Origin of the sequence: Amycolatopsis benzoatilytica AK 16/65 (assembly GCF_000383915.1) — a bacterium.
Lineage (GTDB): Bacteria > Actinomycetota > Actinomycetes > Mycobacteriales > Pseudonocardiaceae > Amycolatopsis > Amycolatopsis benzoatilytica.
Genome location: NZ_KB912942.1, coordinates 7,887,064 through 7,906,174, shown reverse-complemented (window position 1 = coordinate 7,906,174; position 19,111 = coordinate 7,887,064). Strand labels below are relative to the sequence as shown.

Here is a 19,111-nt window from a genome sequence, read left to right as displayed (position 1 = left end):
TATGTCGACCATGCTCGAGGTCTCCGGCCTCAGCCACCGCTACGGCAGCGGCGACTCCGCACACGTCGCGGTGAACGACCTGTCGTTCACGGTGGAGACCGGGCAGCTGGCGTGCATCGTCGGCCCGTCCGGTTGCGGCAAGTCCACCCTGCTGCGCGCGATCGCCGGCCTGATCCCGCCGACCGGCGGCACGGTGAGCCTGCACGGCGACCGGGTCACCTCGGTGCCAGACGATCTGGCTGTGGTGTTCCAGGACTACAGCCGGTCGCTGTTCCCGTGGCTGTCGGTCGCGAAGAACGTCGAATTCCCGTTGCGCTGGAGCAAACTCGACAAGGCGACCCGGCGCGCCCGGGCCGCCGAGGCGCTGGAAGCGGTCGGCCTGTCCGCCGCGGCGGGCAAGTATCCGTGGCAGCTGTCCGGCGGCATGCAGCAGCGGGTGTCGATCGCGCGGGCGCTGGCGAGCCGTCCGGCGCTGCTGCTGATGGACGAGCCGTTCGCGTCGGTGGACGCGCAGACCCGGTTCGAACTGGAGGACCTGCTGCGCCGGGTGCAGGTCGAACAGGGCACCACGGTGCTGCTGGTGACGCACGACATCGACGAGAGCGTGTACCTGGGCGACCGGGTGCTCGTGCTGTCGAAGTCGCCGGCCCGGATCGTCGCCGACCTGAAGGTCGGCCTGCCCGCGGAACGGGATCAGATCACCACCCGGGAATCGGCGGAATTCGTTTCGCTGCGCGGTGAAGTGGCGCGGTTGCTGCACGGTCCGGCGGTCCAGGCCGCAGCGGATCTGGCCGAGCAGGAAGCCGCCGAAGTCGCGGCCGCGGTGGCCGAGTCCGAATCGGACGACGCGAAGGAGTCTTCTTCGGACGCCGCCGAAGCCGTCAAGAAGGGCTGACCTGCCGGTCCGCGAAGGACTCGCCTTGCCGGTCCGGTAACAGCCGGCCTTGTCTGTCCGTGAAGGGCCCCTTGAGGGAATCCAAGTCCCTCAAGGGGCCCTTCACGGACAAGCGGCGCCCTGGGGAGGTGCGGCTCATTCCTTGGCCCGGGAATCCGGCCCGGTCTCGTCCGGGCCGATCTCCGGCAGCGTCCGCACACCCAGCACGTTGGCGCCGATCAGCTTGCGCGCGGCCAGGTTGCCCATCGGCATGAACGTGCTCGCCTGGACGTCCCGCCACATCCGCTCGAACGGCAGCGCCTTGGCGTACGACATGCCGCCCAGCACGTCCACCAGCCGCTGCAGCACCTTCACCGCGTTGTTCGCCGCGGTGTACTTCACCACCGCGCTGCGGGCCACGCCGTCCTGGATGTCGCCGGTGAACAGACGCCGGCTGGTGACCTCGTCGGCCTGCCGGTAGATCAGCGCCCGCGAGCTTTCCAGCAGGATCTGGCATTCGCCGATCACGTCCTGCAGCACCGGGTCCTCGGCCTTGCCACGCCGCACCAGCGATCGCACGGCCCAGTCCAGCGCACCGGCCGCGATTCCCGTGTAGACCGCCGAGAACGCCGGCATCGCCCACGCCCATACGGTTTCCAGCACGCGCGAGTCCAGATGCTTGACCGGCAGCGAGTGCACCACCGCGGCGTCCTCGACGAACACCTTGTCGAACTCGACGTCGTTGCTTTGCGTGCCGCGCATGCCCATGGTGTTCCACGTCTGGTGGATCGAAACCCCGGGCTGGGTCAGCGAAATCTGGCACAGCAGCAGCCGAGGGCCGCCCTCGGCGTCCTCATAGCGCGCGGTGGTCGAGCAGTGTGTGGCGACCGCAGAGTTCGTCGCGAAGCTCTTGCGGCCGGTCAGCTCGAACCCGCCCTCGACCCGCACCGCCTGCGTCTTGGCGTCGGTCATGTCGTTGCGCAGCCCGGTTTCGCTCGTCAGCGAAGCCCAGATCAGCTCGCCGTCGACCGCCTTGCGCAGCAGTTCCGCCAGCCGAGGCGCCTTGGTGCGCCGCCAGACGCTCGCCCACTGACCCAACGGCGACAGGTGCATCGTGAAGGCCAGCGCGGTCGCGCCGTCGCCCATCGCGAGCCGTTCCAGCACGGGCAGGATCTCCGGCAGCCCGGCGCCGAATCCGCCCAGTTCCTCGGGCACCGACAGCCGAAGGAAACCGGCTTCGCGCAGATCCTCGTAGTTCTCGTACGGGAAGGTGTTTTCGCGGTCGTGCTCGGCCGCCCGCTCCGCGAACACGTCCGCGAGCTTGCCGGCTCGATCGACCAGTGCCTGCTGTTGAGTCGTCAGGAGAGGATCCACCCGGCTCATCCAAACAGCGCGGTTCCGGCAGGTCAATCGGCCGTGCCCGGAAGTTCCGGCCAGCGAAGTGAACTCGGGAGCGGCCGGGCGGGAGAACCCGGCCCGGCCGCCCCCGAAGATCAGGTTCAGCCGATCAGCTTGGACAGTCCGGTCCCGTTGAACGAGCCCCAGCCGGTCACCTGGTCATAGCCCGTGCCGGCGGAGAATCCGGTGGTGCCGTTGAAGGTGTTGTTGCCGGTGGTCACGTCGTGGAAGCCGGTCCCGTAGGAAGAACCGTTGCCGATGCCGTAGAACTTCGGGTTCAGGTTGCCCAGCGAGCCCTTGTGGACCTCGTTCTGCAGGGTGGCGAAGCCGGCCCACAGCGGAGCCGCGCCCGAGGTGCCCCAGACGTTTCCGGTCTGGCCGCCGGAAATGATGGTGTACGCCGAGCCCTTCGCCGCGTCGCCGGCGACATCCGGGACCTTGCGCTTGGTCGTGCTCTGCTTCGACTGCCAGGACGGCGCGGCGAAGAGGGTCGAGATACCGCCGCCGCCGGCACCGCCGGTGGCGCCGTCGTTCCACGTCGTCTCGCTGCTGTAGCCGTTGGTGGAGTTGACGGTCAGCTGCGTGCCGCCGACGCCGGAGACGTTCGGGCTGGACGCCGGGAAGTCGACCGCCTGCGCCTTGCTGCCGGTCTGGCGGGCGCAGTCGGTGGTGCCGTCGTCGCCCGCGGCGGCGAAGTAGCTGATGCCCTCCGCGGTGCCGGTCGCGATCGCCTTGTCGACGCTGGTGGCCGCCGAGGAGCCCTCCGCCGCCTCACAGGAGCCCCACGAGATCGAGACGACGCTGACCTTCTTGTCCGACGCGATCTTCTGGTACATCGCCAGCTCGCCCGCGTTGGAGTTCGGGGCCTCGTACACGTAGTCGTTCGCGGCCGCGGCCAGCGCGTGCACGACCTCGATGTCCAGGTCGACCTCGGTCTCGCCCTGGCCGGGGCTGGAGTCGTAGTTGGCGCCGTTGACCGACACGGTGGTGACCGAGCCCGCCTTGAGGCTGTAGGTCGTGTCGTAGGCGGTGATGTCGGACTTCTTGTAGCCGTCGAATTCGACGAAGCCGACGTTCACGCCCGCCCCGGTGGCGGAGAGGCCCTTGGTGCCGTACGCGGTCTTGAGGATGGTCGGCGTGACCGGCTTGACGGTGCGCGGCGCGGCGGCCGGCTTGGCGTGGTGCTTGACCGCGTGGTTGTCCAGGCCGACGACCGAGTCGACCACCGCGGAGACCGAGGCGGGCAGTTCCGGCGCGGCGTCGTTCGCGTAGAACTTCCGGCCGGTCACCTGGTCGGTGTAATTGCCGATGCGCGTGTGGAAGGCGGATTCCAGCTGCCCGGCGGTGGCCGAGAAGGTGATCGCCTGCCGGTTTCCGGAAACCTCGATTCCGGTCGCACCGCTGCGCTTAAGGAAATTCACCGCCTGGTCCGTTTCGGCCTGCGTTGGGCCGAATGCAGCAGTGAATTGCTCCGGAGAGAGGAATTTGTGGTAACTCGGCGAGGCCGGGTCCTGCACATCGGCGAGGAACTTCTGCAGCGCCTGCTGGTTGTGCAGCTTCAGCGACAGCGCGGCGGTCATCGGCTGAGCGGCGGGCACGTCGCCGGAGCGGGCACTGGCGGCGAGCGGCGCGGCATTTCCGGTCAGGGGAACCAGTGGGTCGGCGTTCGCGACGCCGGCCACCGACAGGCACAGCAGGGCCGGCAGCGGGACCGCTGCGGCGACAAGCTTGCGCAAGCGCATGGGAATTCCTCTCGAGAGGCGGGGACCGAGCCGGCCAATCGCGGTTACCGACCCGCGAGCAGGAGCCTAAGAAACCCCTCGAAACAAAAAAACCTACTTTTGGCTATGCTTTTCCAACGGTTAGTTTTTCTTCCACCAACCTCGCTTTTTAACCGATTAGCGGCGCACTGTCCGCATTCGTCCGGTACCAGCCGAAAGCAGGAATACGGATGCCGCCGACATTTCCGGCCCTTGCGCGCACGCGCCCGCGCGGTTGTCAAGAAAATGAGAAGACCTTGCCGGGACGTCAGGTCTCGGCAAGGTCTCGCTGGCCGGCAAGCCGATCTTGCCCCGCCTGCTCAGCCGTTGACGAGCTCGGCCCATTCGCGGACCGCGGCCGCGTCGACCGGAACGTCCCAACCGGACGGTCGCACCGCGCCGCCCACGTGGAAGCCGCGCACCCCGCCGGCCCGCAGCAAATGCACTTGCTGGGGGCGCAAACCGCCGCCGACCAGCAATGCCGGTCCGTCGGTCCGGCGCGCCAACTGCTGCAGCACCGACAATCCGCTGCCGACGCCGTTCGGGTGGCCGGCGGCCAGAACCGTGTCGCAGCCCAATTCGGCGAGCACGTCGTAGGCGGCGATCGGATCGCGCGCGCGGTCGATAGCGCGGTGGAACGTCCACTGCCGTCCGTCGATCTCCTTCAGCAGCGCCTGGCACGCGTCGACGTCGACCTCGCCGTCCTCGGTCAGGAAGCCGAACACGAATTCCCGCGCGCCCGCCGCGACGAGCCGGGCGGCGGTGGCGCACAGCTCGTCGATCGCGCCGGCGCGGAAGGTGTTCTCCGCACGCAGCATCACGCGCACCGGGAGATCACACGCGGCGAGCACGTCGCGGACGGTCGCCTCGCTCGGAGTCAGCCCGTCATTGGCCATGTCGGAGATCAGTTCGAGCCGGTCCGCTCCGCCCTCCTGCGCGCTCTCCGCGTCCTGCGGACCCAGCGCGATCACTTCCAGCAGGGCGGTCTTCGAGCTCATGCCTCATCCGTTTCGATCCGATGACGGGGTGGTGGGGTGGTGCTGTCCCCCTGGGCGTGCCTGCCGCGCCGGAAGCCGCCTTGCAGGCTCGTCATCCGGGCGCGCACCGCATCGGGGGAAAGCGAGAGTATCGGCCGCCGCTGGGGTGCCGCGGCGGGGCCGTCCGCCACGTCGGCGACCCGCAGGAACGGCCAGGTGGGCTCGGCGCCGTCCTCTTGTTCCAGCTGCTCGGGCGTCGGCCACTCCGGAGCCAGCTCGTCCGGGTCGGCGGTCGGGAATACCGGCTCGGCCAGCTGCTCGGCGGGCTGGCAGTCCACCGGCTCCGGTTCGGCGCGGACCGGCGGCACGCGCACCGTCTGCTGCCACCGGGCGGCTCCGTCGGCGAGCGGTTCGTCTTCCGCGGCCGGCTGCGGCTCGAACGCGGGCACCTCCGGCATCGGCGCCACCGTCCGCGGCTCCGGCGCCGCCGGGTCCTCCGCCGGCGCCGAATGGTCGAACCACCGCGAGAGCACGTCGCGGTAGGCGGGCATCCGGTCGGTCGGCGCGTCGATCTCGAGATGCGAGCGCACCGATTCGGCCGGCCACGCCGGCGCGTCCTCGACCACCGGCGCGCGGCGGAGCGGACCGGCATCGAGCGTCGGCGCGACCAGCTCGTCCGGTTCCCCGGGTCCGGCGGGCTCCTCCAGCGGGGCGAGCGGAGCGAGCGGTGGCAACAGGTCCTGCGGCGGCGCGGGTTCCGGCTCGACCGGCGCGGGCGGCTGCGGCAGCGGCGGGGCCTCGGTGATCAGCCCGGACGGCACCACGACGGTCGCGGTCAGCCCACGGCCTTCGGCCAGGCGCAGCGACACCTGGATGGCGTGCCGTTCGGCCAGCGTCGCGACCACGAAAAGGCCCATCCGGCGGGACACCTCGACGTCGACCTCCGGCGGATGCGCCAGCCGGGCATTGGTGCGATCGATCTCCGCCTGCGGCATCCCCGCCCCGCGGTCGGTGATCTCGACCCGCCAGGCCCCTTCCGGCGTCCGCGCGCTCTCCACCGTGACCGGCGACTGCGCGCCCGAGTAGCGAGTCGCGTTCTCCAGCAGCTCGGACACCACGTGCACGAGGTCGTTCACCACGTCGCCGCGCACCGCCAGCGCGGGTGCCGGGCCCACCTCGATCCGCTGGTAGTCCTCGACCTCGGACAGCGCGGCCCCGATGATCTCGTCGGCCACCACCGGCCCGGTGTCCTCGCGCACCAGGTCGGTGCCGGACAGCACGAGCAGATTCTCGCTGTTGCGCCGCATCCGGGTGGCCAGGTGGTCGAGCTCGAACAGGCCGCCGAGGGTGTCCGGGTCCTGCTCGCCCGCCTCCATCCGGTCCAGCACGGACAACTGCCGCTCCACCAGGTCCTGGCTGCGCTGCGACAGGTTGACGAACATCGCGTTCACGTTTTCGCGCAGCATCGCCTGTTCGGCGGCAAGCCGCACCGCCTCGCCGTGCACCGCGTCGAACGCGCGCGCGACCTGCCCGACTTCTTCCCGGGTGAAGACCGGCACCGGCGCGATCGCCGCCCGGCGCCGCATGTTCTCCGGTGTCGGGTCCGGTTCGGTGAGCAGCCGCTGCACCGCCTCCGGCAGCTGGTGGTCGGCTACTTCCAGCGCGGTGCGGCGCAGAATGCGCAGCGGACGCAGCAGCGAGCGCGCGATCACCACCGACAGCACGCCAGCGACCAGCAGCACGCCGATGACGATGCCGCCGTCCCAGATCGTCGACGCGCGGGCTTGGGCCGCGAGGGCGTCCGTCTTCTCCTGAAGCTTGACGAGCAGTGCCTGCTGCACCTGATGAGCGAGATTGACGGTGTAGGTGGACGCGGTGTCCCATTGGTTCTGATCCAGACCGGACAGACCCTGATTGTTCTCCGTACGGGTGAGCGCCGACTCGACCATGTCGTTGCCGATGTCGACCACGAGGCCGATCACCGTGTCCGCGTACATGCGCTGCTCGTCCGCAGTCGCGAAGGTGCGGTAGTCGTTGCGCGCGGAGTCCAGCTCGGCCTCCGCGCCGAGCAGCGCGCGCGTCCGGTCCCGGTTCAGCGTGCCCTGCGCCAGCGCCTCGGACATGACTGCGCGCTTGACCGACATTTGGTCCTTGATCCGCGCGAGCGCGTTCCCGGCCAGCCGCAGCCGCGCGAGATCGGGCTCGGTGACATCCGCGGCCGCGGTGTCGCTGATGTCGAGGAGCCCGGAGATCAGCTCGCTGTAGGAGCGGAGTACCGCATCGGCCGGATACGCCGAGTGTTCGGCCGAATACCGGAGACCGCCCAGCACTCGCAGCCGGTCGTCACTTTGCTGCAGATGGCTCGCCGCGGACTGGTCGAGCCGGGGCTTGCTGTCCGCGAGCGATCGTTCGAACGCGCCGATCGCCAGGTCCACCCGGTTACGCTGGCCGACGAGCACGTCGGTGGCGCCCTTGCGGTCGCCGGCGACGAACCGCACCGTGACGTCGCGCTCGCGCTGCAGCTGGTGCACCACCTCGGCGACCGTGGTGTCGACGCGGCAGCGGGCGGCGAACTCGGCGAGCTGGCGAGCGTCGCGCAGGTCGCTGTTCACCCGGAGGCCGACCAGGACGACCACGGCGAGCGCGGGAATCAGCAGAACGACGAAGAGTTTCGTGCGCAACCGCCAGTTGCGCAGCCGCCAGCGGCCGCCGACCGGGCGCGAGGCATCCGTCGCGTCACCCGAACGGGGACGGTCGTCGCGACGGGCCACCAGTGCTTCCTTTTCCACCGCGGGGACCTCTGCCCGCGGACGTCATCGGGGTTCCGGCCGGAAACCTACTCAAGAGTAGTTTCCGGCGGCCGGGATCGGGAAGCCATCCTGTCTTCAGGCGCAGCCCTGCGGGCGATCGTATGGGCAGCGGCCCATACGATCCAGCACGAGGCACAGATTCTCCGGGCGGGGGACGGCAGATGAAGACGACCAGGCGGGCGTTTGCGCTGGTGACGACGGCCCTGTTCGCGATCACCGGCTGTTCCTGGTTCGGCTCTGGTGACGCTGCGCAACCAGCGCCACCCGAACGGGGGACCCTGCGTGTCGGCGTATCGAGCCCGATCGATACCGCTCCCTTGCGCATCGCGGTCGCCGCGGGCAAGTTCCGGCAAGCCGGACTGGACGTGCGGCTCGTCGAGCTGGGCACGGACAGCGGCCTCGACAAACTGAAGGCCGGCCAGCTGGACGTGACCTTCGGCAGCGACGTCTCGCTGTTCCGCGCCGCCGCGTCCGGTACCTCGCTGCAGCTGCAAGGCGAGGCGTACACCTTCGGCCGCACCACTATCGCGCTGGTCACCCTGCCCGGTTCCGACTACGGCGAACCGACCGCGAAGAAGTCCCCGACCATCGCGGTCGATTCCCCCGACGACATCGGCACGCTCACCGCGCGCTCGGTGCTCGGCACCGCGGGCGTCGACCAGTCGAAGATCCAGTTCGTGACCCGTCCGTTCGGGCAGATGCCGGCCGCGCTGCAATCCGGCGACGCGGACGCGGCGCTGATGGTGGAGCCCTACCTCACCCGGGCGGAAAAGGAACTGGGCGCGCAGATCCTCGCCGACGGGTCCAGCGGAGCCACACTCGATTTCCCGGCTTCCGGATATGCCGCGACCGGGCAGTTCGCCGCCGCGAACCCTCGTACGCTCGCCGCCTTCCGCGGCGTGCTGTCGCAGGCGCAGCTGACCGCGGCCGATCCGGCGGTGGTACGGGACGCGCTGCCGACGTTTTCCGATATCGACCAGACGACGGCGGCGTTGATCTCGCTGGGCAGCTATCCGACGACGCTGTCCGCGACCCGGCTGCAGCGGGTCGCGGATCTGATGCACAGCTCGGGGCAGCTGGCCAACCGGCTGGACGTGCAGGCGATGCTTCCCGGGGCGGATCAGCCCTGACCCACCCTCGGCGGCCAGGCCCGCGTCCGTGAAGGGCCCCCTGAGGGAATCCAAGTCCCTCAAGGGGCCCTTCACGGACGTTCGTTCTAGATGCTCTCGCCGGTCGGCTGCAGGCAGATCGTGCGCACCGGCGGTCCGACGTAAACCAGCGGCAGGTCCTTCTCGCCGCAGGCGGACGACGACCGCTGCCCGACGTGCACCGCCGCGCGGGCTTCGGCCTTCGGGTCGGTGCAGGCGACCTTCGCGACCGTCGTCTCGTCCGAGACATCGCGCACGCATTCGCCGGACGCGACGTTGAGCGCCAGGCAAAGCGTGTTCGTCGGGGAACTGCCGCCGCGGGCGGACAGGTACAGCTCGAACCGCACGTAGTCCTGGCCGTGGCAGGAACCACGGCCCTTGGTGATCGCATCGACGCGATAGGTGGCGGCCCGGTCAGTGCAGTTCACGCCGGAGTAGCTCTGTGTGTTCGCACTCATCGCCTCGAGGTTGAGGCAGCTGCCCACGGCCGGCGGCCCGGACGCGCGCGCGATCGCGGCCACTCCGAACGCGCCCAGCGTGCCGAGCCCGAGCGCCACCGCGATCAACCCGGCGAAGAGCCCCTTCTGCAAGCCCGAGACGCGTTTCGCGCCGTTGGGTGCCGCAGCGGCGTACCTCGGCGGCTGGAACGGGTCCGCGGCCGGCGGCACGTCGAACGGAGGTGTGGTCACTGCAGTCCCTTCGCGGGGTTCGTCTCGCCATCTTGGCATCCCTCGGAGCCGGTCCGGCAGGGAACGTATAAAGGAGAGGTGACTGATGGCCCCTTGATCGTCCAGTCCGACAAAACCGTGCTGCTCGAGGTCGACAACCCGCGTGCGGACGACGCGCGGATCGCGATCGCGCCGTTCGCCGAGCTCGAACGCGCGCCCGAGCACGTGCACACCTACCGGATCACGCCCCTGGCGCTGTGGAACGCGCGCGCCGCCGGGCACGACGCCGAGCAGGTGGTGGACGCGCTCACCACGTACTCGCGGTTCCCGGTGCCGCAGCCGCTGCTGATCGACGTGGTCGACGTCATGGGCCGGTTCGGGCGGCTGCAGATCGCCAACGACCCGGCGCACGGGCTGGTCATGACCACGATCGACCGCGCGGTGCTGGAAGAGGTCTCGCGCAACAAGAAGATCAGCCCGATGCTGGGCGCGCGGATCGACGACGACACGGTGATCGTGCACCCGTCCGAACGCGGCCGGCTGAAGCAGGCGCTGCTGAAAGTCGGCTGGCCGGCCGAGGACCTTGCCGGGTACGTCGACGGCGAGGCGCACCCGATCGATCTGGCGGAAGAAGGCTGGAACCTGCGCGACTACCAGCGCAAGGCCGCCGAGGCGTTCTGGGCGGGCGGGTCCGGTGTCGTCGTGCTGCCCTGCGGCGCGGGCAAGACACTGGTCGGCGCGGCCGCGATGGCGCACGCCAGCGCGACCACGCTGATCCTGGTCACCAACACCGTGGCCGGGCGGCAGTGGAAGCGCGAACTGGTCGCGCGCACGTCGCTCACCGAGGACGAGATCGGCGAGTACTCCGGCGAAAAGAAGGAGATCCGGCCGGTCACCATCGCGACCTACCAGGTGGTCACGCGCAAGACCAAGGGCGAGTACCGGCACCTGGAGCTGTTCGATTCGCGCGACTGGGGCCTGGTCGTCTACGACGAGGTGCACCTGCTGCCCGCGCCGGTGTTCCGGATGACGGCGGACCTGCAGTCCCGGCGCCGGCTCGGCCTCACGGCCACGCTCGTGCGCGAGGACGGCCGCGAGGGCGACGTGTTCTCGCTGATCGGTCCCAAGCGGTACGACGTGCCGTGGCGCGACATCGAGGCGCAGGGCTGGATCGCGCCCGCGGAATGCACCGAAGTGCGGGTCACGCTCACCGACAACGAGCGGCTGCAGTACGCCACCGCGGACTCGGACGAGCGATACAAGCTGGCCGCCACCGCGATGACCAAGATGCCGGTCATCAAGTCCATTGTGGACAAGCACGCCGGCGAGCCGACCCTGGTCATCGGCGCGTACCTGGACCAGCTGGAGATGCTGGGCGCGGAACTGGAAGCCCCGGTGATCCAGGGCGCGACGAAGAACAAGGAACGCGAGGAGCTGTTCGACAAGTTCCGTAACGGCGAGCTGCGCACGCTGGTGGTGTCGAAGGTGGCGAACTTCTCGATCGACCTGCCGGAAGCGTCGGTGGCGATCCAGGTGTCCGGCACGTTCGGGTCGCGACAGGAGGAAGCGCAGCGGCTCGGCCGGCTGCTGCGGCCGAAGGGCGACGGACGGCAGGCGCACTTCTACTCGATCGTCTCGCGGGACACCGTGGACACCGAGTACGCGGCGCACCGGCAGCGGTTCCTCGCCGAGCAGGGGTACGCGTATCACATTGTCGATGCCGAGGACCTGCGCCGACCCCTCTGAACTAGGAACCGAGATACCAGAAACGGCCAGCGCGCGGCGGTAGCCGTGGTTCGCCGACGTCATTCGCGCGTCGGCGACGATGTTTCGCGGACGCTTCCAGGCGGGCCGACCTCGACCGGCGACGGATCGCGTCAGCATTCCGCCACGCGGCGATCGTCGCGCTGGCTGTCGCACGGCCCTGTTCTCGATGATCCAAATCCCCCGCCTCGCCTGGCGCTGACCTGGGCTTTCCCTGAGTTCACCCGAACGGATGAACCCGCCTCCGCCTGGAAATTGTCGGTGGTTCGAACTACTGTTCGATATGCAGGAACCGAACACCAGTTCGAGGGGAAGCTCATGACGATCGCACCGTTCCGCCCTGGCATCGGCGCACCGCCGGTCCAGACCTTGCCGCCCGGCCGCTGGCACGGCCGGATCTGGGTGTCGGACGAGCCGCTGTCCCAGCCCCAGCGTTATCTGAGCTGCGTCGCGGAGTTCGAACGCTCCGGCCTGTGGCCGGTCCTGGTCCCGCACGATCAGCGCTTCGCCGCCCGAGGCGAAGACTGGCTGGACGACCGAGGCAGGCTGGCCCCGGCCGGCCACCGAGTCGACGCCGCGGACCCGGGCGAAGTCCTGGCGCGCTGGTGGGACACCTCCTGCTGCGACGGTGCCTGCCTGCGCCCGTTCGGAACTCGCTTCCCCGGCTTGGCGAAACGCTCGCACCGCCGCTCGGACCCCTTGGCCGAAGCCGGAAACACCGGCTCGATCCTGGCCGCGCACACCCGGCACCGGCTGGGCTTGGTCCAAACCGAACGCCCAGCGGACGTCCCGGCGCTGATCGGCTGGACCGGCATGATCAAGTCCACCGACCAGGTCGCGGAACTGTCGGCAGTCCTGCGCAGCTGGGAAGACCGCTTCGGCGCGACCTTGGTGGCGCTGGGCTTCGACGCGATCGAGTTGTCCGTCTCGGCCCCGCCGAGAACCCCTGCCCGAGCCTTGACGGTGGCGGCCGAGCATCGAGCCTTCAGCCTCCCGACCTACTTGGCCCAACCAGGAAACCTCCGCGAATACGCGGCAACTCTGGTGCAGTCCCGAAGGTGGCGATTCTCGTGGGCCTGACGGGATGAGCGACCGAGGCGGGGATGGGCGCATGCCAGGCCGGGTGCGGCCGCGCGACGGGGTTAGCCTCCATCTTTCGGCGATCGGGCGGCCATCCGCCGAACCCGCCTCGGGCAAGTCCAGCGGGCGACCTGGACCGGTCGCCAAGGAAGCAGCCCAGCTGATCGGCCAGGCCTCCGGCCGGGATAGCCCGCGCCGCCTTCCGTTCCCTCCCCGGCTCAAACCGTCAATCCGACGATCAGGCTCCGGAGTCAGCGAAATGAGACCCACGTCCCTTCGATTGGGACATCTGTCCCATTATCTAGGTCAGACGTCCGGAAAACGGCCGCGCGGCAAGGTCTACCGCAACCGTCCGCACGGGAACGCCCCGCGCAGAAAACTGGGAGCCGAAATCAGACTGACGGGATCCGCCAGCCCGCTGCTTCGAGGCTCACCCGTCGAAACCGGACGGGGATCGGGCTGGAAAAACACGCTCAAGATCAACTGCGGACCTCACCTGCGGTTGAACCGGAGCGACCCGGCCCCGGAGGAGGGGCCGCTCTGCGGCGTACCGGCAGCCGCGCTCAACCTTGCATCCGCGCCCGGTTCTGGGCTCAGCCTTGCCCCCGCAGCAGCGCTTAGCGGTGTACCCGTCGCCGCACCTGCCGCGCCGCTCCGCAGCGCACCCGCAGCCGCGCTCAGCCTTCCCCTGCGCCCGGTTCTGGGCTCCCGTCTGGTACCGGCCCGCTCGCCGGGTCAGGAGAACTGCCCGGGTCCCCCTGGCAACCCTCACCAAGGCTGGCCCTCAACCCGGATCGATGCTTTTCGTGCCCGTAGCCTACTCAGAGCAGGTCTCACCTGGTGATTTTCGTGATACCTGCGCAGCCTGGCACCAGTTTGGCGATCTGTCCGTGAAGGGCCCCTTGAGAGACTTGGCTTGGGTTCTAGTGGTGGTTGCAACGCCTGAGTTGTTGAGGGGTTGCCGTGGCGGGGGTCCGGGAGGTTGCAGCGTCGCGGGGTCGGGGGAGGTTGGCGGCGGAACGCCGCCGGTATTTTGATCTTGTGGCGGAAGGCGTGGGAACGGTCGAGGCGTGCCGGGCTGTCGGGGTCGACCGGCGGACCGGGCACCGGTGGCGGCACGGGCGGCCGAGCCGGGCGGGGCGGACGGCCGTGCGGTCGCCGGCCCCGCCCTCGCGTCCGGCCCCCGTCGCCGATGCCCGCCCCGAGGCGCAGTCGCGGTTCCTGACNCAGNANGANCGGCTGGCGATCGCCGACCTGCGCCGGGCAGGGGCCGGGGTCCGCGCGATCGCCCGGGAACTGGGCCGCGATCCCGCCACGATCAGCCGCGAACTGGCCCGCAACGCCCGTCCCGGCAGCCGCGGCTACCGGCCCTACGCCGCCCAGGCCCGCGCCGACGCGCGCCGCAAACGGCCCAAGACCGGCAAGATCGCGGCCTGTCCCGAGCTGCGCGACCTCGTGCAGGGCATGCTGCGCAAGAAGTTCAGCCCGGAGCAGATCAGCCAGCGGCTGCGCCGCGACCACCCCGACCGCCCGGAGCTGCACGTGACCCCCGAAACCGTCTACCAGGCCCTCTACGTCCAAGGCCGCGGCGAACTGCGCCGCGAACTGCACCGCGCGCTGCGCACCGGCCGCGCCGTGCGCAAACCCCGCCGCACCGGCGAAGCCCGCCGGCCCCGCTTCGCCGAACCCATGGTCATGATCAGCGAACGCCCCGCCGAAGCCGCCGACCGCGCCGTCCCCGGCCACTGGGAAGGCGACCTGATCATCGGCAAGGACGGAGCCTCCGCCATCGCCACCCTGGTCGAACGCGCCACCCGCTACACGCTCCTGGTCCCCCTGCCCCACGGCCGCGGCGCCGACGCCGTCCGCGACGCCCTCGTCACCGCCATGCACACCCTGCCCGACCACCTGACACGGTCCCTGACCTGGGACCAAGGCTCGGAAATGGGCCGACACCGCGAATTCACCATCGCCACCGGCATCCCCGTCTACTTCTGCGACCCCCACAGCCCCTGGCAACGCGGCAGCAACGAAAACACCAACGGCCTGCTGCGCCAGTACTTCCCCAAAGGCACCGACCTCTCCCTCCACAGCCCCGAACACCTCGCCGCCGTCGCCGCAGAGCTCAACTGCCGCCCACGCAAAACGCTCGGCTGGGACACCCCAGCCGAACGCCTCGCTACACTCCTCACCGAAACCAGCTAATCCAGCCTGTGTTGCGACGACCCCTCGAATCCGCCTAGATTCCCTCAAGGGGCCCTTCACGGACAGGTTGGCGGGCCGTGCGGCGCGTCGTCTGAGACAAGGCCGGGGCCACCCCGAAACCCGATCCCACACCTGTGCGACCGCCCGGGCGGCGGAAAAACCCGCGAGTTACGCCGGCCGGAGCGGAACCCCCGCCAGCACAGTCAGCGGACAGTGAGCGCCATCCGGTTGAGTAGCGGATACGGGCCGCCGGTGGTCTGCGTGCTGCCACTGGGGGTCGGCGCGCCGGCCACTGCGGCCGCACTCCCGGCAAGGCCCGATCGTTCCCGGCGAATCCCCGGCAAGGCCCGACCGTTCCCGGCAACTCCCCGACAACCGGCAGGTTGTCTGGACACGACTGTGCCCGGTGCCGCTACGCTGGCAACCCCAACCGAGCGCCCGGTGCCCGCGACACCAGCGGCTCGGCCAACTCCAGCTGAGCGCGGCGACTCGTCCGATCGGCCGCGTGCCCGCATCCGCCAAGACGCATCGGATCGGCCGCTTCCGCCCGACCCCGGCCCGACCGGCGAAGTCCCCTACCCCCTGACCAAAGACGCCAACTGCGCCCGGACCACGTCCATATCCGGATGCCCCAACTCGGTCAGCAACCGAACCGCCCGCAGCCAGCAATCCCGCGCCGCCGCCGTCCTTCCGTGCCGGAGATGCGCCGTCCCCAGTTCCGACAGGACGTCCGCTGCCTCATACTCTTCGCCCATTTCGAAGAACAGGTCCACGGCCTCCGACAGGCACTCCACTCCTTCGACATGCCGTCCGAGCCCGAGCAGAGCCCGCCCCCGCGCGGCCAGCGAGAACCTGCCCGCCGCGGGCGCTCCAGCCGGGACCAGTGCCAGCGCCTCGTCCGCCAGCGAGAGGGCCTGCGGATAGTCCCCCACCATCGCGCACAGATCTCCCAAAGCGCGCAACACATTCGCTTCGAAAACCGACAGCTTCAGCTCCCGCGCGATCTCCAGCGCCCGCGACCCATGCCGGTACGCCGCCGGGAAATCCTCGACCGTCCGCCCGGTCATCGCCAGGTTGTACCGGGCCCGCGCCTCGCCCTGCGGCGATCCCAGTTCCTGCTGCACCGCCAGGGCTCGCTCCAAATAGTCCCGCGCCAGCCCGTAGTTCCGCGCGACGCCCTCGATCACCCCGAGCCCGTTGAGGATCGCGGCCTCGCCCTCGCGTTCGCCGCACTTCCGAGCCGCGCGCAAGCCGGTTTCGAACACGTACCGCCAGTCATCCACGCGAGCCCGGCCGGCGAAGTACATGAACAAGGACCACGCCAGCCGCCAGCACTGCTCGTAGCGGCCGATCCGGAAGGCCCACTGGACCGCCGACAACAGGTTCGCGTGTTCCTCCGTGAACCAGCCCAAACCCGCGTGATAGTCCGAAAAATCCAGCTGCCCGGGCGCGGTCGTCAGCCCGCGCAGTTTCAGCAGCGGCTCCGGCCGCATCGCCACCGACGCGTTCCAGGCCGAGCCGACGAACCAGTCGAGCAGTCGCGTGCAAGCCGCCGCCCGTTCGGCCTCGTCGTCTACTTGCTCGGACAATTCCGTGGCATAGGCCCGGATCAGGTCGTGGAACTGATACCGGCCCGGCTTCGGCTGGGTGAGCAGGTGTGTCGAAACCAGCGTGTCCAGCGCGCCGCGCGTCTCCGCTTCGGAACGGGCACCGAGCGCGACAGCCATCCCGAGCGAGAAATCCGGGCCGGCCGACAGCGCCAGTAGTCGCAGCAAGCGCCCCGTCGACGGGCCGAGCACGCGATACGAATAGGAGAAAACCGCACGGATGTTGGTTTCGTCGCCGTCTCCGAGGTCGAAGGTGCTCAGCCGGTCGGGGTCGGCCGGCAGCGCCGCCATGAACTCGCCCAGCGGCAGTTTCGGGAACTGCGCCGCTCGCACCGCGAGAATCCGGATCGCCAGCGGCAGGCCCCCGCAGTACCGCACGAACCTGTCGGCGGCAGCGCGGTCCTCCTCCACTCGCTCGACCCCGACTGCCGACGCGAGCAGCTCCACCGCCTCGTCGTTGTCCAATTCGGACAATGCGATCCGCCGGGCGCCATGGGTCGCTACCAGTCCGCGCAGCTGCCAGCGGCTGGTCACCACTACCAGACATCCGGGACCGGGCAACAGCGAACGCACCTGCTCCGTGCTGTTCGCGTTGTCCAGCACGACCAGCAGCCGCCGACCGGTCGTGTACGTCCGCCAAGTCGCCGCGCGATCGTCCAGGCCGGGCGGGATCCGGTCGGCCGGGACGCCCAGCGCGGTGAGCATCGTTTCCAGTGCGACCATCGGGGCCACCGGCACGCCCGGCCCGTAACCGCGCAGGTCCAGGAAGATCTGGCCGCCGGTGAACCGATCGGCGATCTGATGTGCGAAGTGGACGGACAGCGTCGTTTTCCCTTGCCCGCCCATGCCTTCCACCGACGCGATCGGCGTGGAGGTGCCGTCGTCGAGTGCTTCTGGCAGCAGCGCGCGCAGGGCTTTCAGATCCGCCGCCCGGCCCGCGAACGCGCCCAGGTCGGCTGGAAGCTGGTGCGGCACTTCCGGTTCCGCTGCGCTCCGAAGCCGGATCACCTCCTCGCCGCCGCCCAGCACCATCCGGTGCGCGCGTTGCAGGCCGGCACCCGCGTCCAGGCCGAGTTCCTCGGCCAGCAATCCGCTGATCCGCCGGTACACCTCCAGCGCCTCCGCCTGCCGGCCGGCCCGGAACAACGCGTGCATCAGCTGCTCGTGCGGCCGTTCCCGCAACGGGTACTCCCGGGTCAGCTGCTCCAGCTCCGGCACCACCGTGTCGTACTCGCCGACCATCAGCATCGTCTCGGCCCACGACTCGCGCACCCGGGTGCGCTCCTCGGTCAGCTGCCCGACCTCGTCACGGTGCAGCGTGTCCGATTCGACGTTCTGCAGCGCTTCGCCGCGCCACTGCCCCAGCGCGTCTTCGAAATAGCCCGCCGCCCGGCGGTGTTCGCCGCGTTCGGCCGCGCCGCGGCCCCGTTCCGCGAGTTGCCGGAACCGGCCGAGATCGATCGCGGCGCCGTCGACCTCCAGCAGGTAGCCGCCGCGCTCGGTGCGGATCGCCGCGCCGTCGCCGAGCGCCCGGCGCAGCCGCAGCACGTACGTCTGCAGCGCCCCTTTCGACCATCGCTGGTCGTCGCCCCACAGCCAGTGGCTCAGCAGGTCGACCGAGACGAGCCGGTTGGCCCTCAGCAGCAGCCCGGCGAGCACGACCAGCGGGCGGCTGCCGCCCAGCGGCACCACCTGGTCCCCGGCAAGCACCTCGGCCGGGCCGAGCACCCGGAAGTCGAGGCCGTCCACGCGTTCCATTGTGGCTGTCAGACGGCCCCGAAGGCACCTGGGTTCCGAGACAGCCGCGATGGCATGATCGGTTGTCATGCAGGTCTACGCGCTCCCGCTGCACACCCGGTTCCGCGACATCACGGTCCGTGAAGGGCTGCTGCTGCACGGTCCGGCCGGCTGGGGCGAGTTCTGCCCGTTCGCGGACTACTCCGACGCCGAGAGCGTCCCGTGGCTCGCCGCCGCGCTCGAAGCGAGCGAACAGGGCTGGCCTGCCCCGGTCCGGGACCGGATCGAGGTGAACACGACCGTCCCGATCGTCTCTCCGGAACGCGCGCACGAACTGGTCCGGACCTCGGGTTGCCGCACCGCGAAGGTCAAGGTCGCGGACAAACGCGCGACGCTCGCCGAAGATTGCGCGCGGATCGAAGCGGTGCGCGACGCGCTGGGCCCGTCCGGCGCTATCCGGGTCGACGCCAACATGGCCTGGGACGTCGATACCGCCGTCCGCGCGCTCGGCGAACTGGACCGCGCGGCCGGTGGACTGGAGTACGCCGAGCAGCCCTGTCCCACAATCGACGACTTGGCCGCGGTCCGCCGCCGGGTGTCCGTGCCGATCGCGGCCGACGAATCGATCCGGCGTGCGGAAGATCCGCTGAAGGTCGCGGTCGCCGGGGCCGCGGACGTGGCCGTGCTCAAGGTCGCCCCGCTCGGCGGCGTGCGCCGGGCGCTGGAAGTCGCGGAAGCCTGCGGGTTGCCGTGCGTCGTGTCGTCGGCAGTGGAAACGAGCGTCGGGCTGGCGGCCGGGCTGGCTCTCGCCGGAGCGCTGCCGGAGCTGGACTTCGCCTGCGGGCTCGGCACGATGTCGTTGCTGCGCGGCGACGTCTGCCGGGCCACGTTGTCCCCTGTGGACGGTTACCTGCCGGTGCCGCGCGAGGCCCCGGAACCCGACGCCTACGCCGAGTTCGCGGCCTCGCCCGAGGTGAGCGCCGCGTGGCTGGACCGCTTCGACCGGGTCCGCCGGCTCCTCGGGTAAGGGACGTTCAGGGTCGGTGCCTCGGGGCGATGTCCGGGGCGTTCCCGGATGTGCCG

12 protein-coding genes are annotated in these 19,111 nt (G+C 70.1%); 6 read left to right on the top strand and 6 right to left on the bottom strand.

All coding sequences use genetic code 11. From position 1 onward, the window contains the following. Position 1 precedes the first annotated feature (1 nt). Entirely contained in the window at positions 2 to 895 is an 894-nt protein-coding gene (locus tag AMYBE_RS0136970; protein ID WP_020664435.1) for an ABC transporter ATP-binding protein, read from the top strand. A 135-nt stretch (positions 896 to 1,030) separates the two neighbouring features. Here AMYBE_RS0136970 and AMYBE_RS0136965 read toward each other — a convergent pair whose 3' ends face one another. From AMYBE_RS0136965 to AMYBE_RS0136950, 4 genes are all read right to left on the bottom strand, one after another. Next, positions 1,031 to 2,257, bottom strand: a complete 1,227-nt coding sequence (locus AMYBE_RS0136965) for an acyl-CoA dehydrogenase family protein (protein ID WP_020664434.1) — start codon at positions 2,255 to 2,257, stop codon at positions 1,031 to 1,033. A 116-nt stretch (positions 2,258 to 2,373) separates the two neighbouring features. Beyond that, positions 2,374 to 4,014: a S53 family peptidase gene (locus AMYBE_RS0136960; protein WP_020664433.1), complete on the bottom strand. Its 1,641-nt coding sequence runs from the start codon at positions 4,012 to 4,014 to the stop codon at positions 2,374 to 2,376. A 338-nt stretch (positions 4,015 to 4,352) separates the two neighbouring features. Continuing rightward, a complete protein-coding gene (locus tag AMYBE_RS0136955; protein ID WP_020664432.1) occupies positions 4,353 to 5,030 on the bottom strand; it encodes a copper homeostasis protein CutC in 678 nt (225 codons plus the stop codon). Then, positions 5,027 to 7,780 carry a sensor histidine kinase gene (locus AMYBE_RS0136950; RefSeq protein ID WP_051125042.1) on the bottom strand — a complete coding sequence of 918 codons (2,754 nt, stop codon included), beginning with the start codon at positions 7,778 to 7,780 and terminating at the stop codon, positions 5,027 to 5,029. Before AMYBE_RS0136950 ends, AMYBE_RS0136955 begins: the two co-directional genes overlap by 4 nt. Positions 7,781 to 7,980: 200 nt before the next feature. Here AMYBE_RS0136950 and AMYBE_RS0136945 point away from each other — a divergent pair, with 200 nt between their 5' ends. Beyond that, the gene (locus tag AMYBE_RS0136945) at positions 7,981 to 8,949 is read left to right on the top strand and encodes an ABC transporter substrate-binding protein (protein ID WP_020664430.1); all 969 of its coding nucleotides are present in this window, start codon (positions 7,981 to 7,983) and stop codon (positions 8,947 to 8,949) included. An 86-nt stretch (positions 8,950 to 9,035) separates the two neighbouring features. Here AMYBE_RS0136945 and AMYBE_RS0136940 read toward each other — a convergent pair whose 3' ends face one another. Next, entirely contained in the window at positions 9,036 to 9,656 is a 621-nt protein-coding gene (locus AMYBE_RS0136940; protein WP_020664429.1) for an LppU/SCO3897 family protein, read from the bottom strand. 78 nt (positions 9,657 to 9,734) lie between these two features. Between AMYBE_RS0136940 and AMYBE_RS0136935 the strand changes: the two genes are divergently transcribed. The 3 genes from AMYBE_RS0136935 to AMYBE_RS0136925 all read left to right on the top strand — a co-directional run bounded on the left by AMYBE_RS0136935 (position 9,735) and on the right by AMYBE_RS0136925 (position 14,684). Continuing rightward, positions 9,735 to 11,381: a DNA repair helicase XPB gene (locus AMYBE_RS0136935; protein ID WP_027928407.1), complete on the top strand. Its 1,647-nt coding sequence runs from the start codon at positions 9,735 to 9,737 to the stop codon at positions 11,379 to 11,381. A 336-nt stretch (positions 11,382 to 11,717) separates the two neighbouring features. Continuing rightward, positions 11,718 to 12,479 carry a DUF4253 domain-containing protein gene (locus tag AMYBE_RS0136930; RefSeq protein ID WP_020664427.1) on the top strand — a complete coding sequence of 254 codons (762 nt, stop codon included), beginning with the start codon at positions 11,718 to 11,720 and terminating at the stop codon, positions 12,477 to 12,479. A 1,008-nt stretch (positions 12,480 to 13,487) separates the two neighbouring features. Then, positions 13,488 to 14,684, top strand: coding sequence for an IS30 family transposase (locus AMYBE_RS0136925; protein ID WP_425386925.1), 1,197 nt, complete (start codon positions 13,488 to 13,490; stop codon positions 14,682 to 14,684). 575 nt (positions 14,685 to 15,259) lie between these two features. Here the strand turns inward: AMYBE_RS0136925 and AMYBE_RS0136920 are convergent. Continuing rightward, positions 15,260 to 18,049 (bottom strand): AfsR/SARP family transcriptional regulator, encoded by a 2,790-nt coding sequence (locus AMYBE_RS0136920; protein ID WP_020664425.1) that lies wholly within the window; start codon positions 18,047 to 18,049, stop codon positions 15,260 to 15,262. A gap of 67 nt (positions 18,050 to 18,116) precedes the next feature. Here AMYBE_RS0136920 and AMYBE_RS0136915 point away from each other — a divergent pair, with 67 nt between their 5' ends. Continuing rightward, positions 18,117 to 19,055: an o-succinylbenzoate synthase gene (locus AMYBE_RS0136915; protein WP_020664424.1), complete on the top strand. Its 939-nt coding sequence runs from the start codon at positions 18,117 to 18,119 to the stop codon at positions 19,053 to 19,055. Positions 19,056 to 19,111: the final 56 nt, after the last annotated feature.